At 73.9% G+C, this 14,335-nt stretch carries 12 protein-coding genes; 6 read left to right on the top strand and 6 right to left on the bottom strand.

Annotated features, from left to right (window positions below; translation table 11 throughout):
- Positions 1-25: 25 nt before the first annotated feature.
- The 3 genes from ABZU53_RS22500 to ABZU53_RS22490 are packed head-to-tail and all read right to left on the bottom strand — an operon-like array spanning position 26 to position 3,945.
- Positions 26-1,804 carry an ABC transporter ATP-binding protein gene (locus ABZU53_RS22500; protein ID WP_355067262.1) on the bottom strand — a complete coding sequence of 593 codons (1,779 nt, stop codon included), beginning with the start codon at positions 1,802-1,804 and terminating at the stop codon, positions 26-28.
- Positions 1,805-1,853: 49 nt separating this feature from the next.
- On the bottom strand, positions 1,854-2,942 hold the full coding sequence (locus ABZU53_RS22495) for a zinc-binding alcohol dehydrogenase (protein WP_355067261.1): 1,089 nt from the start codon (positions 2,940-2,942) through the stop codon (positions 1,854-1,856).
- Positions 2,935-3,945, bottom strand: a complete 1,011-nt coding sequence (locus ABZU53_RS22490) for a Gfo/Idh/MocA family oxidoreductase (RefSeq protein WP_354862111.1) — start codon at positions 3,943-3,945, stop codon at positions 2,935-2,937. The genes ABZU53_RS22495 and ABZU53_RS22490 overlap by 8 nt, the downstream gene beginning before the upstream one ends.
- 222 nt (positions 3,946-4,167) lie before the next feature.
- Between ABZU53_RS22490 and ABZU53_RS22485 the strand changes: the two genes are divergently transcribed.
- The 5 genes from ABZU53_RS22485 to ctaD all read left to right on the top strand — a co-directional run bounded on the left by ABZU53_RS22485 (position 4,168) and on the right by ctaD (position 9,860).
- A complete protein-coding gene (locus ABZU53_RS22485; RefSeq protein WP_354862121.1) occupies positions 4,168-5,151 on the top strand; it encodes a glucosyl-3-phosphoglycerate synthase in 984 nt (327 codons plus the stop codon).
- Between the two features lie 46 nt (positions 5,152-5,197).
- Entirely contained in the window at positions 5,198-6,355 is a 1,158-nt protein-coding gene (locus tag ABZU53_RS22480) for a glycosyltransferase (protein WP_354862110.1), read from the top strand.
- 100 nt (positions 6,356-6,455) lie between these two features.
- Positions 6,456-6,902, top strand: a complete 447-nt coding sequence (locus tag ABZU53_RS22475) for a DUF4383 domain-containing protein (protein ID WP_354862119.1) — start codon at positions 6,456-6,458, stop codon at positions 6,900-6,902.
- Between the two features lie 112 nt (positions 6,903-7,014).
- Positions 7,015-7,743 carry an STAS domain-containing protein gene (locus tag ABZU53_RS22470; RefSeq protein ID WP_354862108.1) on the top strand — a complete coding sequence of 243 codons (729 nt, stop codon included), beginning with the start codon at positions 7,015-7,017 and terminating at the stop codon, positions 7,741-7,743.
- Between the two features lie 125 nt (positions 7,744-7,868).
- On the top strand, positions 7,869-9,860 hold the full coding sequence (gene ctaD, locus ABZU53_RS22465) for a cytochrome c oxidase subunit I (protein ID WP_355067260.1): 1,992 nt from the start codon (positions 7,869-7,871) through the stop codon (positions 9,858-9,860).
- Between the two features lie 68 nt (positions 9,861-9,928).
- On the opposite strand, the gene ABZU53_RS22460 is transcribed toward ctaD, so the two are convergent.
- Together ABZU53_RS22460 and ABZU53_RS22455 are read right to left on the bottom strand one after the other, a co-directional pair.
- Complete coding sequence (locus ABZU53_RS22460; protein WP_355067259.1) at positions 9,929-11,071, bottom strand: SigB/SigF/SigG family RNA polymerase sigma factor; 1,143 nt, start codon at positions 11,069-11,071, stop codon at positions 9,929-9,931.
- 221 nt (positions 11,072-11,292) lie between these two features.
- On the bottom strand, positions 11,293-12,696 hold the full coding sequence (locus tag ABZU53_RS22455) for a hypothetical protein (RefSeq protein WP_355067282.1): 1,404 nt from the start codon (positions 12,694-12,696) through the stop codon (positions 11,293-11,295).
- A gap of 233 nt (positions 12,697-12,929) precedes the next feature.
- Between ABZU53_RS22455 and ABZU53_RS22450 the strand changes: the two genes are divergently transcribed.
- Positions 12,930-13,157 (top strand): CDGSH iron-sulfur domain-containing protein, encoded by a 228-nt coding sequence (locus tag ABZU53_RS22450; protein WP_354863236.1) that lies wholly within the window; start codon positions 12,930-12,932, stop codon positions 13,155-13,157.
- 27 nt (positions 13,158-13,184) lie between these two features.
- Here the strand turns inward: ABZU53_RS22450 and ABZU53_RS22445 are convergent, their stop codons facing one another.
- A complete protein-coding gene (locus tag ABZU53_RS22445; protein ID WP_355067258.1) occupies positions 13,185-14,294 on the bottom strand; it encodes an iron-containing redox enzyme family protein in 1,110 nt (369 codons plus the stop codon).
- Between the last annotated feature and the right edge of the window lie 41 nt (positions 14,295-14,335).

Below are 14,335 nucleotides of genomic sequence, written 5' to 3'. Positions count from 1 at the left end.
ATGTCGATTCCGCGTCGCCGCCGGATCAGGCGACCAGCAGTTGGTGGGTGGCCAGCTCCCGGTAGAGCGGGTCGGTGGCGGTCAGCTCGGCGTGGGTGCCCACCGCCACCACCCGGCCGCCGTCGAGCACGACGATCTGGTCGGCGTCCACCACGGTGGCGAGTCGATGCGCCACGATCAGCAGTGTCCGGCGGGCGGCCACCGCGTCGATGGCCCGGCGCAGCGCCGCCTCGTTGCGCGCGTCGAGGTTGCTGGTCGGCTCGTCGAGCAGCAGCACCGGAGGGCCGGCCAGCAGCGCCCGGCCGATGGCCAGCCGCTGCCGCTCACCCCCGGAGAGCAGCACCCCGCCCTCCCCCACCTGCACGTCCAGGCCCTGCGGGGTCCGCTGGACGAGGTGGCTCAGGTTGACCTCGTCGAGGACCTCGCGCAGCCGGTCGTCCGTGGCGTCGGGCGCGGTGATCAGCAGGTTCTCGCGCAGCGTGCCGGCGAGCACGGGGGCCTCCTGCTCCACGTACCCGAGTCGGGCGCGCAGCGCGTCGCGGGGCAGCTCCCGCACATCGACCCCGTCGACGCGGACGGCGCCGGCGCTCACCTCGTAGAAGCGCTCGACCAGGGCCAGCAGCGTCGACTTGCCGGCGCCCGAGGGGCCGACCAGGGCGGTACGGGTGCCGGTCGGCACCGCGAAGCTGACGTCGTGCAGCACCGGCGTGCCGCCCGGGTAGCCGAACCCGACCCGGTCGAACTCGATCATCGGGGCGGGCCGGCGGGGGGTCGTCGTGGCGGTCCCGGCCGTCGGCCGGTCCGCCGCGCCCTCCGCCGGCACGGCCAGGATCTCCTCGATCCGCTGCAACGCGCCCAGACCGGACTGCAACTGGGTGTACGCGCGCAGCACCTGGCCCAGCGGCAGCGCCAGGAGGAACAGGTACATGACGAAGGCGACCAGGTCGCCGACGGAGATCGCCCCGGCGGCGACCCGCGCCCCGCCGATCCCCAGCACCAGCAGGAACGCTCCCTGCACGGTGACCGAGCCGATCGGGCCGATCAGCGCCTGCACCCGGGCCACCCGCAGCCCCGCCGCGTACGCCTGGTGGGCGCTGCCGGTGACGGTCTCCGCCTCCCGGCGCTCGGCGCGGCTGGCCCGGATGGTCCGGGCCGCCGAGATGGCCCGCTCCACCGCCGAGGTCATCTCGCCGATGCGCTCCTGGGCGAGGCGGGCCAGCGCCCGGACCCGGCGGGCGAAGGTGGCGGCGAAGCCGAGCCCCAGCGCCACCCCGAGCAGGGTGACGCCGAACAGCAGCGGGTCGAGCAGCACCATCGCGGTGCCGGCGCCGAGCACCATCACCGCCCCGGTGACCGTCTCGAACAGCCCGGAGGTGACGACCGCCCGCAGCAGGGTGGTGTCCGAGCCAACCCGGGAGAGCAGGTCGCCGGTGCGCCGCTGGTCGTACTCGGCGATGGGCAGCCGCAGCAGGTGACCGGCGAGCCGTCGCCGGGTGCTCAGCACCAGCCCCTCGGCGGTGCGTTGCAACAGGTAGTCGCGCAGCCCGCCGATCGCCGCGCCGAGCACCACGAGCGCCACCAGCACCGCCACCAGGGCGGACACCGGGTGCTCGGCGCCGATCCGGTCGAGCACCGACCGGGTGAGCAGCGGCTGGGCCAGCGACGCCGCCGAGCCGAGCAGCGACAGCGCTCCCACCGCGACGAGGGTGCCGCGGTGCTCCCGCAGGTACGGCAGCAGCGCGGACAGGCCGACCGGTCGGCTCGCGGGAGCGTCGCCGACCGGCCGGTCCTTCAGGGTGCTCATGGCGGGAACGGTAACCCGCGGTGTCACCCCGCGGACGCGCTCCGGCGGGTCACGCGGCCAGGACCACCTGCAACTCCTGGCGGCGGCGCTCGGCCAGCTCGGTGAGCAGGGTGGGCGCCTCGTCGAACGGCACCACCGCCGAGACGAGGTGCTTGCGGATCACGTCCCCGTAGGCCCGCAGCAGGTCGATGGTCTCGGCGGAGAGCCGTTCCCGGTCCCAGGTGGGCGCAAGCCCGCGCGGCACCCGCCCGATCTGGGCGCAGCGCAGCGCCAGCCCGTTGTGGTGGAACTCCTCACCGAGGCGGACCGCGTCCGCGCCGCCCTGGTAGAAGGCCAGGTCGATCACCGTGCCCTGCGGGCGCAGGGACCGCAGCGCGAGCTGCAACGCCCACCCCTGCCCCCGGCACTGGAACACGACGTCGGCGCCCCGGTCGCCGGCGGCGTGGGCCCACCGGGTCTTGAGCACCACCGCCGGGTCGTCCGCGTCCGGGTCGAGGGTCTCCAGGCCGAGCGCCTCGGCGACCTCGCGGCGGCGCGGGGTGGGGTCGAGCACCACCACCGAGGCGGCGCCGTGTCGCCGGGCCAGCAGGGCGGTCAGCAGACCCACCACGCCGGCGCCGACCACGGCGACCCGCCGGCCGCGTACGCCGTCGCCGAGCGAGCGGACGTCCGCCCCGTGCAGGTCGGCGGCGGCGTGCAGCAGACCGTTCGCGCAGATCGGGCCCATGTGCGCGACGTAGACGCCGAGCAGCGGGTCCAGGTCCTCGGGCAGGCCGACGAACCGCTCGGCGACCGGGTCGGCCAGCCAGCCGGTGCGGTGCCCGTAGGTCATCGCGCCGACCGTGCCCACCGCCACGGCCGGCGTGGCGCTCTCCACCACCCGGCCGACCTGCATGTACCCCAGTCGGGTGACCGGGTACGGGGTGCTGGCCTCGCCGGGCTGGAAGAGCCCCAGGTCGGCGTTCCAGGTGACGTTCACATAGGGGTTCGTGCCCTTGACGTAGCTCAGCTCGGTGCCGGCGGAGACGCCGCTGAACAGCGTGTCGACGCGGAAGGTGCCGGGGCGCAGCGCCGCGGCCTCCTGCTCGACGAGCTCCACCCGACCGGGGGCGGTGACCGTGACCACCCGATCACGCATCGACGGTCACCCCGCTGGACAGCGCGACCGGCGCGGCGGGCGTGACGAGCCGCACCGTCTGACCGGTACGGGCCGATTCGGCCACCGCGAGGGCCAGTCGCTGGGTCTTCAGCGCTTCGGCGTACGGGACGCGGACGTCGTCGCCGACGCCGCGTACCGCGTCGACGAAGGCGCGGTCCACCGCCACCCGGGCGGCCTCCGGATCGGCGGGAACGTGTCGCTCGCCGTCGGCGTCGCGGATCAGCAGACCGTCCTCGGTCAGCGCCAGGGCCAGCCCGTCGGCGAGGATCTCCAGCCCCGCCCGGTGCTTCCAGCCCAGCACGCAGGCCGCGCTGAGCGTGCCGACGGCGCCGTTGGCGAAGCGCAGCGTGGCGGTGGTCACCGAGTCGATGTCGGCGCCGTCGACCGGCGGTGGCGTGCCGTTGCCGTACGCGGTGACCTCGGTGACCTCGCCGGCCAGCACCCGGATCAGGTCCAGCACGTGGGCGGCCTGCTCGACCACCGGGCCCCCGGAGCGGTCCCGGCGCGCCCACCAGGCGACCGGCGGCACCTTGTCCAGCCAGGCGCCGCTGACCATCCGCACCGGGCGGTCGGCGAGCAGCTCGCGGGCCTGGTCGAGCACGCTCAGGTAGCGCCAGTGGTGCCCGACGGCGGTGCGCAGCCCACGCCGGGCGACGAGGTCGGCGACGCGCTCGGCGGTGACCAGGTCGACGGCGACGGGCTTCTCCACGAACATCGGCACCCCGGCGTCGATCGCCGCCTCCTCGGCCGGGCCGTGCGCGAAGGGCGGCACGCAGACGTACACCGCGTCCGGGCCGGCGGCCAGCAGCTCGGCGACGTCGCGGAAGGTCTGCCCGCCGTGCCGCGCGGCCAGCTCGGACGCCGCCTCGGGCACCACGTCGGTCACCCCGATCAGTTCGACGTCGTCGAACCCGGACAGCACCCGCGCATGGCGTTGTGCCACCCCGCCGGCCCCCACGAGACCCACCCGGCATCCACCCATTCGACAACCTCTTTCGAGAACGTTTCGACTTCGATGGGAGCAGTCCCCTGGGATGTGCGCAATCAAACGTTCATCCCCCGGGAACGCGCGGATGTAACCGTTGTGATCAAGCTGTTGCCCTGGGAACGGTTAGCACGTGGCGGCGAGTGGGAACTACAGACTCCGCTTGTTCCACGCACGAACGGAGGGGTGCCCGTGCGGGATACGACCGTGTCACCGGTGGTGGAGGCGTGGGCCACGTACCGGACCACCTCGGCGGCGGACTGGCCGGCACGCCGGCTGCTGCGCGCCAAGGGAGAGAGCCGGGTCAGCGTGGTGCTGCCGGCACGTAACGAGGAGGCGACGGTCGGCGCGATCGTGTCGACCATCCGGGAACACCTGATGGATCGGGTCGCTCTCGTCGATGAACTGATCGTGGTGGATTCACGGTCGACCGACCGCACCGCGCAGGTGGCCCGCGCCGCTGGCGCGGAGGTCGTCAGCCAGGACGCGATGACCCGGGGCCTGCCCCGGCTCACCGGCAAGGGCGACGCGCTCTGGGCCGGGCTGGCCGCCGCCGAGGGCGACGTGGTGGCGTTCATCGACGCCGACCTGCGGGAGTTCCGCCCGCACTTCGTCAGCGGTCTGCTGGGGCCGCTGCTGACCGACCCGTCGGTGGACTTCGTGAAGGGCTTCTATCACCGGCCCCTGGTGGGCGCCGCCAGCGTGGAGCAGGACGGCGGCGGCCGGGTGACCGAGCTGATGGCCCGACCGCTGCTCAACCTCTTCTGGCCCGAACTGGCCGGTTTCGTGCAGCCGCTCGCAGGCGAGTACGCCGGTCGCCGCGAGGTGCTGGCCCAGGTGCCGTTCGTCTCCGGGTACGGCGTGGAGACGGCGATGATGATCGACCTGCTGGACCTGGTCGGCCTGGACGCGTTGGCGCAGGTCGACCTGGGCGAGCGCAAGCACCGCCACCAGGACACGGCGGCGCTCGGCCGGATGTCCGCGCAGATCATGCTGACCGCCTGGTCCCGGCTGCAACGACGCGGCTGGGCCATCCCCGGCATGATGCCGGAGTCGCTGCTCACGCAGTTCCGCCGGGGCGGGTCGGACACGCTGCCGAACCTCGACCGGGAGATCGTGGTCAGCGACGTGTCGATCGAGGAGCGGCCACCGCTGGCCGAGCTGCGCCATCGGGTTCCCCGCCGACGGGTGGCCGCGGCGTGAGCGCCGAGGCACGGCCGCACACGGCCGCGGTGCGGGAGGGTGGCCGATGAGCCTCACCGTGCTGATGAACGCCGGCCCGTGGCTGTCGGTGCCCCCGCCCGGCTACGGCGGCATCGAGAACGTGATCGCCACCCTGGTGCCGGAGCTGCGGCGACTCGGCGTGCGGGTGGTGCTCGCCTCGGTGGACAGCAGCAGCCTGCCGGTGGACGAGAAGGTGTCGGTCTTTCCCGACGGGCAGTTCGCGGCGCTGCAACGGCCGTACAACCAGGTCTGCGGGATCGCCCAGGCACACCTGGCCGGGGTGGTCCGCGAGCTGCACTCCCGCGACGACATCGACCTGGTGCACGACCACGTGGAGGCGGTCGGGCTGGCCACCCTCGCGGCGATGGGGCCGGCCGGGCCGCCGACCCTGCACACCCTGCACTGGGACCTGGCCAAGCACCCCGCGCTGTACGGCAGCCTGGACGGCGGCGACCGGGTCCGTGTCAACGGCGTCTCGGCGTCGCAGCTGGCCCGGGCGCCGCTGGCGCTGCGCGAGCACTCGGTGGGTCACGTGCACCTGTCCACGCCGCTCGCCGTGGACGCCGACCGCCGGCCCCGCCCGGAGAAGGGCGAGCACCTGCTCATCCTCGGTCGGATCAACCCGGGCAAGGGGCAGGACGTGGGCGCGCGGCTCGCGCAGCGGATCGGTGTCCCGCTGGTGCTTGCCGGCCCCGTCGGCCCGTACCATCGCCCGGCGGAGCTGGCCTCGGCCGGCGACGACGCCCGGCAGAACCCGGACGTGCGGTTCTTCCTCGACGAGGTGGCGCCGCACGTCGACGGTGACCTGGTGCGCTGGGTCGGCACCGTGGCCGGCCAGGAGCGTGACGACCTGCTGGCCAGCGCCCGCGCGTCGCTGTTCCCGCTGCGGTGGGAGGAGCCGGGCGGCACGGCTGTGGTCGAGTCGCTGGCCCTGGGCACGCCGGTGGTGGCCACCGCCCGGGGCTGCCTGCCAGAGTTGATCGAGCACGGCCGCACCGGCCTGCTCACCGCCGACGAGGACGAGCTGGACGACCTCGTGCTGGCCGCCGACCTGCTCGACCCGGACGAGTGCCGGCGGGTGGCCGCGCAGCGGTTCACGCCCGCGGTGATGGCCCAGCGCTACGTCGAGCTGTACCAGCGGGTCCGCGAGCTGGCGACCGCGCCCCGCCTGCAACCGGCCTGAGCGCGCACCCGTCGCCGCCGGCGCGTTAGCCGTCGGCGGCAACGGGTAGTCGCACCGCTCACGCCCGTCGCGCAGCGAGGAGCCGGTGATGGTCGGACCGATGGCGCACTCCCGGGCCCGGGCCAACCCGGCCGACGGCAAGCCGCCGGTACGCCGGGCGGCGAGCGCCGCGTCCGTGCTCTTCCTGCTGGTCGGCGTGCTCGGCTTCGTCCCGGGAATCACCAGCGGTACGGACAATCTGCGGTTCGCCGGGCACGGCTCGGGCGCGTTCCTGTTCGGCGCCTTCCAGGTGTCGGTGCTGCACAACCTCGTCCACCTGCTGTTCGGGGTGGCCGGCCTGGCGCTGGCGCGGACGGTCAGCGGCGCCCGGACGTTCCTCATCGGCGGCGGCGCCGTCTACCTGGTGCTCTGGCTCTACGGCCTGGCGGTGGATCACGACACCGGCGCGAACGTCCTGCCGGTCAACGCCGCGGACGGCTGGCTGCACCTCGGCCTCGGTCTGGGCCTGATCGCGCTGGGTCTGCTGACCGGACGGGCACGCCGCTGACCTGCGGGTCCGGGCGTGAGCTGCGTCCCGGGAGCGGCCGGTCCGGTTTGGTGCCGCAGGGCCTCGGGTAGTGGGCAGATCCCGACCCGACCAGCGAATCGAGGGCCCGCCGATGCCCAGCCGGATCACCTGCGAGGTGCGCGAGACCGCACCGGTGGCGGTCGTCCAGCTCACCGGCGCCCTCGATCTGGGCACGATGCGGGCGGTGCACCAGGCGCTGGACGGGGCGCTGGCCGCCCAGCCGGAGGCGCTGGTGGTCGACCTCGCGGGGGTGACCGTGCGGGACCGGCTGGCGCTGTCGGTGTTCGCGGCGACGGCCCGGCGGGCCGAGGAGTGGCCGGCCGTGCCGGTGGTGCTGTGCGCGCCGCCTCCGGCCGCCGCCCGCTGGCTCGCCGAGTCGACGACGTGCCGGGTGGTGCCGGTGTCACGGGACTGCGCGGAGGCGACCCGGGTGGCCGGCGCGGCCGGCGCGCTGCGGATGCGGGCCCGGCTGGAGCCGGTGGCCGGGGCCTGCCGGCGGGCCCGGGAGCTGGTCGGCGACGCGTGCGCCCGGTGGAACCTGCCCGGCGCGGCGGGCCCGGCCGCGCTGGTGCTCAGCGAACTGGTCGGCAACGTGGTCCGGCACGCGGGCACCCCCATGCAGGTGACGGTGACACTGCGCCGGCCGTACCTGCACCTGGCCGTGGTGGACGGCAGCCGGGCCGCCGCCCAGCCCGCCGATCCGGATCTGCGGGCCGAGGGTGGCCGAGGGCTGCTGCTGGTCCGCGAGCTGGCGCAGCGGTGGGGCAGCGTGCCGGCGGGTCAGGGCAAGGCCGTCTGGGCGATGCTGCCGGCGGCCTGACCGCATCGGGCGGCTTCGACCGGTACCGGCGATCTGACCGAAATTACCGCTTCAGCCTGGTTACATGGTGGGAGGGTCGGGTAGGCACGCCCGTCCTTTCTGCCGTCACGACGGGGTGAGCAGCCATGCCCAAGCGGGTAACCACGGAACCCGGTCGCGATCGGGGCCCGGCGATCCTGGCACCGGCCCGCTTCGGGGGCTTCCCCGGAGCCCTGCGGGCGCCGGTCCCCGGCAACTCGTTGATCAAGTTCCTCGCCACCACGGATCACAAGCAGATCGGTCTGCTGTATCTGCTGACCTCCTTCGGGTTCTTCCTGGTGGCCGGTCTGCAGGCGATGCTGATGCGCGCCGAGCTGGCCCGACCGGGTCTGCAGTTCCTCTCCTCCGAGCAGTACAACCAGCTCTTCACCTCACACGGCGCGGTGATGCTGCTGCTGTTCGCCACACCCGCGGCCTTCGGGTTCGGCAACTTCATCGTGCCGATCCAGATCGGCGCGCCGGACGTGTCGTTCCCCAGGCTCAACGCGCTGGCCTACTGGCTGTACCTGTTCGGCGGGCTCATGGTGATCGGCGGGTTTCTCACGCCGGGCGGCTCGGCGGACTTCGGCTGGACGGCGTACAGCCCGCTCAGCGACGTGGACCACAGCCCCGGGGTGGGCGCGAACATGTGGGTGCTCGGCCTGGTCGTCTCCGGCCTGGGCACCATCCTCGGCGCGGTCAACCTGATCACCACGATCCTGACCCTGCGCGCGCCCGGCATGACCATGTTCCGGATGCCGATCTTCACCTGGAACATGCTGTTCACCAGCGTGCTGGTGATCCTGGTGTTCCCGCTGCTGGCCGCCGCGCTGCTGGCGCTCGCGGCCGACCGGCTGATCAACGCGCACGTGTACGACCCCGCCACCGGTGGACCGATGCTCTGGCAGCACCTGTTCTGGTTCTTCGGTCATCCCGAGGTGTACATCATCGCGCTGCCGTTCTTCGGCATCATCACCGAGATCATTCCGGTGTTCTCCCGCAAGCCGCTGTTCGGTTACACCGGAATCGTGCTGGCCACCATCGCCATCACCGTGCTGTCCATGACGGTCTGGGCGCACCACATGTTCGCCACCGGCCAGGTGCTGCTGCCGTTCTTCAGCATCCTGAGCTACCTGATCGCGGTACCCACCGGCGTGAAGTTCTTCAACTGGATCGGCACCATGTGGAAGGGGCAGCTCACCTTCGAGACGCCGATGCTGTTCGCCATCGGCTTCCTGGTCACCTTCCTGCTCGGTGGCCTCACCGGGGTGCTGCTGGCCAGCCCGCCGGCCGACTTCCACACCCACGACACCTACTTCGTGGTGGCGCACTTCCACTACGTCGTGTTCGGCACTGTGGTCTTCGCGCTCTTCGGCGGTTACTACTTCTGGTGGCCGAAGATGACCGGGCGGCTGCTCGACGAGCGGCTCGGCAAGGCGCACTTCTGGACGATGTTCATCGGCTTCCACGGCACCTTCCTGGTGCACCACTGGCTGGGCGCCGAGGGCATGCCCCGCCGGTACGCCGACTACCTGCCCACCGACGGCTTCACCACGCTGAACACGATCTCCAGCACCTTCGCGTTCATCCTCGGCCTCTCCACCCTCTTCTTCATCTACAACGCCTGGAAGTCCTGGCGGTACGGGGCGGTGGTCACGGTGGACGACCCGTGGGGCTTCGGCAACTCGCTGGAGTGGGCGACCACCTGCCCGCCACCACTGCGCAACTTCGACAAGATGCCCCGGATCCGCTCCGAGCGGCCGGCCTTCGACCTCAAGTACGGTCCGCTCGTCGCCGACCTGGGCCGGGACCTGCCGCAGCGCACCACGAAGCCGCCGCAGCACTTCGGCGACGAGATACACCTGGAGCACCACGCGCCGGAGTCGCCCGCCCCCGAGGGCGCGCACGGCGCCCGGGATGCGGCCAGCTACCAGCCGGCGCCCGAGTCCGGCGCCCGTCCGGTGGACGTGCCGGAGCCCGAGGGCGTACGCCGGCCGAGCTTCGAGCAGAGCGACGCGCCGCAGGACGCCGAGGACGCGCCGAAGCCGCACGAACGCTGGCGGCACCCGCACAGCGACGGCGAGACCGAGGACCGCTGAGAGTCGGTACGCCGCGAGGGGCCCACACCACCGCGGTGTGGGCCCCTCGTCGTGTGCGTACGCGCCGGTCAGTCCCGGGCGGGTGCCAGGCCGGCGGCGGTGAGCGAGCGGCGCACCGCCGGCTGCACCCGGGTCAGCCGCAGCGGCACGCCGGTGCGCTCCGCCGCCTCCCGGCCCGCCATCAGCGCGGCGATCCCGCCGGCGTCGAAGCCACCCGCGCCGACCAGGTCGACGACGACCTCGCTCGGCTGGCCGTTGACGGCCTCCAGCATCGCGCGGCGCAGCTGGTCCGCGCCGTCCCGGTCCACCTCGCCGCCGACCTCGACGACGACCCCGTCGCCGTTCTGCCGCACCGAGATGCGGGTCTTGCCCGGGTCCGGTTCGGCGGCGCCGTTCTGCCACGGCGGCGGCGCGTCGGCGAGCATGGCCTGCCGCAGCCAGGTCAGCGCCCGCGACAGCAGCCGGGAGACGTGCATCTGCGAGATGCCGAACCGGGCGGCGATCTCCGCCTGGGTCTGGTTGCCGTAGAAGCGCATGGCGAGAATGCGGCGTTCGCGCCAGGGCAGCCGGTGCAGCAGGCCGCTCACCGTCACCCGGTCGTCGACCGATTCCAGCGCGTTGTCCGACTCGCCGACCAGGTCACCGAACTCCGCGGAACTCTCCCCGCCGACCGGCGCGTTCAGTGACGCCGGACTGTAGCCGGCCGCCGACTCCAGCGCCGCGAGGATCTCCTCCTGCGGCGTCTCCAGGCGGGCCGACAACTCGGCCACCGACGGCGCCCGGGACAGCTCACTGGTCAGTGCGGCGGTGGCCTGACCCACCTCGAGGATCAGGTCGCGCAGCCGCCGGGGCACGTGCACGCCCCAGGTGCGGTCCCGGAAGTGCCGCTTGATCTCCCCGACGATGGTGATCGCCGCGTACGCGGTGAACGAGCCCCGTTCCGGGTCGTACCGGTCGACGGCGTTGACCAGCCCGAGGCGGGCCACCTGCTCCAGGTCCTCCAGCGGCTCACCCCGGCCCCGGTACCGGCGGGCCAGTCGCCCGGCGAACGGCAGCGCGAAGCGCACCAGGTCGTCGCGGGCCTCTCCCCGCCGCTCCGGCGGCAGCCCCTCGATCCGGGCCGCGTACGCCAGCGCCGCCGCGTCCAGGTCCTCCAGACCACGCTCGGTGGGTGGTGGTGTGGTCGTGGTCGTGCTCGTCTGTCCGAACATCCGCGCCTCCCTCAGGAAGGTCCCCCGCCCGGATCGGGAAACCGGTCGTGCGCGTGGTCGGGCCACGCACCGGGCCGGAAAGTGGGTCAGTGACTGGGATGCCAGCGGGCGACAACGCCTCTACGCAGCGCAATCAGGCCGTCGCAGCCAGCGATGTTCCCGCTCCGTAGGTACTCAATCACGGGACCCCGGGTTCGCGAGGAAGTTTCGGCGTGCTCCCCTCAGGAGACGAGCAACCCCTGGTGGCCGCCGCTGTCGCGGAGCACCGACAGGGCCTCAGCGGCCCCCAGCGGGGGCGGAGCGGGCAGGTCGTACGGCTGGGCGCGCAGGACCTCGGTGGCCCGGCGCGTCGGCACGGACGTCACCGGATAGCCCCGGGCGGAGGTCCGGTCCAGCGCCCGCCGCCGCCGGCCGAAGCCCGCGACGGCCAACCACTGCGGCAGCCCGGCCAGCGCGGGCGAGCGCATCCCGGGAGGCTCGGGCAGGACGTCCACCGAGCTGAACGTCTCGCTGCCGGCCAGCCACCACTCGGCCTCGTCGACGCTGCGCCGGGTGGCGTTCTCACACCAGTACGGCACCAGCCCCGCCCGTACCACCTGCCACGGATCGAGCAGCCGGCCGCACTCCACCACCAACCGGTCACCGGTCTTGCCGGCGGCCCGCAGCCACCGCCGGTACAGGTCCGCCACGCCCGCGCTCAGCGCCGCCGGCCGGGGCACCAGCACCCGGTGCAGCGGATGCTGGTGGCGGGCGGCCCAGTCCCGCGTGGTCCGCTCGAAGTCCGCGTCCATGCCGTGCTCGGCGTCGCCCGACGGCGCCGACACCTCCGGCGGCGCCCACTGGGCGGCGTCCCCGCCCACGGCGCGCAGCACCTGCCGCAGGGCATGGCTGTCGGGGTGGAAGTCCACCGGGTCCAGCCCGCTGGCCGGGCAGCCGACCTGGAAGCTGTGCCCGGGCCCCCGCTCCGACACCGGCCACGTGCGCGCGTCGCGCACCAGCAGCACCGGGGCGCCCGCGTTCAGCCGGTCGGTCAGGAACTGCGCGTACGCGGCCGGCAGCGCCCTCCAGCGGGCGGCCAGCGACACGGTGACCCCGGTCAGCGACCCCCGGCTGGCCGGGCAGTGCACCTGACGCAGGTGCACGTCGGGGTTGCCGGCGAGCAGCCGTTCGGCGAGCGCCCCGCCGTGCTCCAGCGCCGCCCCCGGGCGGTCCACGGCGCCGTCGCTCCAGTGCGCGGTCATCTCGAAGCCGGCGGGCAGCCACGGCACGCCGAGGGCCACCGCGAGGTGGGCCGCCGCACCGTGCGGCGACCCGATGAGCACACCGGGGTAGCTCCCACGCGGGTACTGGTCGACGAACCAGCGCGCGACCCGGGCCGCGTCCACCTCACCGACCTGGTCGACGGTGAGGGCGACCCGCCCGGCGGCCCGGCTCACCGCGGCACGGCGTACCGGCTCGGGGGCGCCCGGAAACCGCGAGGTCGGCCCGGTGTGCCCGAGGTCGGCGCAGTCCGCGCCGCGCAGGGCCCGGGCGGTGGCGGCGACCAGCACCCGGGCGGCGCTGCCCTGGGCCACGACCCGGTCGCCGGCCAGACCGGCGCCGTCGGCCGACAGCCCCTTGTGCATCTTGTGCACCGGGCCCACCTTGCCTCGTTCGCTCACCACGCGGCCCGGCTTCCCGTCCGGATGGGGTTCAAACGGGGCATCACCCACCCGGCGGCAACATTCCACAGGTCAGCGGCGTTCGGCGACGATTGGCTCCGGGCGGCGGGAGCGGGCCGGCGGGGACGATCGGACCTGAGGGACCCACGGCGTGCGCGCGGGGTTTCGTCGCGGCCGGGGCGGGCACTTCCGGACTCATGCGCACCGAGGACACCGGCGAGTCCGCCGCCACGATCACCCCGTACGAGGACGGCCCGCTCCTGGTCCGCGGCGACTTCGCCCTGGTCACTCCGGACGGCGAGCGGATCGACGCACGCCGGGGCACGATCGCTCTGTGCCGGTGTGGCAAGTCGGCGCTCAAGCCGTTCTGCGACGGCACCCACAAGGTGGTCAACTTCCGGGCCGGCACCGCCCGCGAGGGCTGACCGGGCGGACCTGACCAGGCGAAGCCGTCAGGCGACGGCGGGCTGGACCGGCGTCACCACGGTCGGCGTCGCGGTGAGCGACACCAGCGGCGGCACGGCCGGCGCGGTCGACAGCGGCAGTGGCGACCGCAGTGAGCTGCGGCCGGCGGCCCAACTGTCCAGCAGGTGCGCCGCGAACAGCCGGTCCACCGCGAGCGCCGCCGCCGCGCCGAAGAGCACGTCGGAGGCGAGCGCCGGCTCGGTACGGACCAGGCCGCCACACAGGTCGTGCGCGGCGATCTGCTCGTGCACCGCGTCGGCCTCCACGTGCTCGTCGTAGAAGCGGGTCGCCACCTCGTCGAGGCCGAGCCGGCGCAGGCCGTTGCCGTAGCGGCGGTTCGGCAGGGACGAGGTCATCTCGAAGGCCGCCAGGTGCCCGAGCAGCGCGCCGCGCAGCCGTCGGTGCAGCCCGAACAGCGACATCAGGTTGTTGGTCGCCAGCGTCACCGCGGGCACCGCGTCCAGGTGGGCGCCGTAGCCGGTGTCCATACCCAACCGGTCGAGGGTGCGCCGGAACAGCTCGGCGTGCATCCGGTCCAGCCGGCCGTTGCCGTACTCGTCGGTCTGGATCTCGACGAGGGCGGCCTTGGCGGGACCGCCGAGGCGGGGCAGCGCCCAGCTGTGCGGGTCCGCCTCGCGCAGGTGGTAGACAGAACGGTGGGCGACGAACTCGCGGAACTGGGTGAGGTCGGCGTGCCGCTGGAGCGTGGCGGCCAGCGGCGGCCCGTCGTCGGCAGCGACCAGCTCGCCCAACCCGGCCGCGACCCCACCGGCCGGTACCGCCGGGGCTCCGGCCAGCCGGCGCAGCGCCGCCTCGAAGGGCCGTTCGACGCGGGCCCGCAGGGCCAGCAGCGCGGGCTGCCACTCCCAGCCCTCATCCACCCCGCTCCAGCCCCGGTAGTGCAGCTCGTAGCAGAGGAACAGGGTCAGTTGCAGGTCCTCGTCGCCGATCGCGTCCACCGGATCGAGGTCGACGCCCAGGCCGGGAGGCAGGTCGTGCGGCGGACGCCGCAGCGCATCGGTCACCGCTGCGGACAGCGGACCGCGCGGCTGCGGCAGGGGCGCGGGACCGTAGCGGCGGTCGGCGGGCTCCAGCATGTGACCTCCAGCGTCGTCGGGCCGCTACTGATGCCCTGAAG

Origin of the sequence: Micromonospora sp. NPDC005194 (assembly GCF_040608335.1) — a bacterium.
Classification (GTDB): Bacteria; Actinomycetota; Actinomycetes; order Mycobacteriales; family Micromonosporaceae; genus Micromonospora.
Note: the sequence above shows the minus strand (reverse complement) of the source record. Positions and strands in the feature narration are given on the sequence as shown.

Excerpts from the sequence above, each read along its gene's own strand:
- ABZU53_RS22500 (WP_355067262.1), bottom strand. The coding sequence starts at position 1,804 with ATGAGCACCCTGAAGGACCGGCCGGTCGGCGACGCTCCCGCGAGCCGA.
- ABZU53_RS22495 (WP_355067261.1), bottom strand. The coding sequence starts at position 2,942 with ATGCGTGATCGGGTGGTCACGGTCACCGCCCCCGGTCGGGTGGAGCTC.
- ABZU53_RS22490 (WP_354862111.1), bottom strand. The coding sequence starts at position 3,945 with ATGGGTGGATGCCGGGTGGGTCTCGTGGGGGCCGGCGGGGTGGCACAA.
- ABZU53_RS22480 (WP_354862110.1), top strand. The coding sequence starts at position 5,198 with ATGAGCCTCACCGTGCTGATGAACGCCGGCCCGTGGCTGTCGGTGCCC.
- ABZU53_RS22475 (WP_354862119.1), top strand. The coding sequence starts at position 6,456 with ATGGCGCACTCCCGGGCCCGGGCCAACCCGGCCGACGGCAAGCCGCCG.
- ABZU53_RS22470 (WP_354862108.1), top strand. The coding sequence starts at position 7,015 with ATGCCCAGCCGGATCACCTGCGAGGTGCGCGAGACCGCACCGGTGGCG.
- ctaD (WP_355067260.1), top strand. The coding sequence starts at position 7,869 with ATGCCCAAGCGGGTAACCACGGAACCCGGTCGCGATCGGGGCCCGGCG.
- ABZU53_RS22460 (WP_355067259.1), bottom strand. The coding sequence starts at position 11,071 with ATGTTCGGACAGACGAGCACGACCACGACCACACCACCACCCACCGAG.
- ABZU53_RS22455 (WP_355067282.1), bottom strand. The coding sequence starts at position 12,696 with ATGCACAAGGGGCTGTCGGCCGACGGCGCCGGTCTGGCCGGCGACCGG.
- ABZU53_RS22450 (WP_354863236.1), top strand. The coding sequence starts at position 12,930 with ATGCGCACCGAGGACACCGGCGAGTCCGCCGCCACGATCACCCCGTAC.
- ABZU53_RS22445 (WP_355067258.1), bottom strand. The coding sequence starts at position 14,294 with ATGCTGGAGCCCGCCGACCGCCGCTACGGTCCCGCGCCCCTGCCGCAG.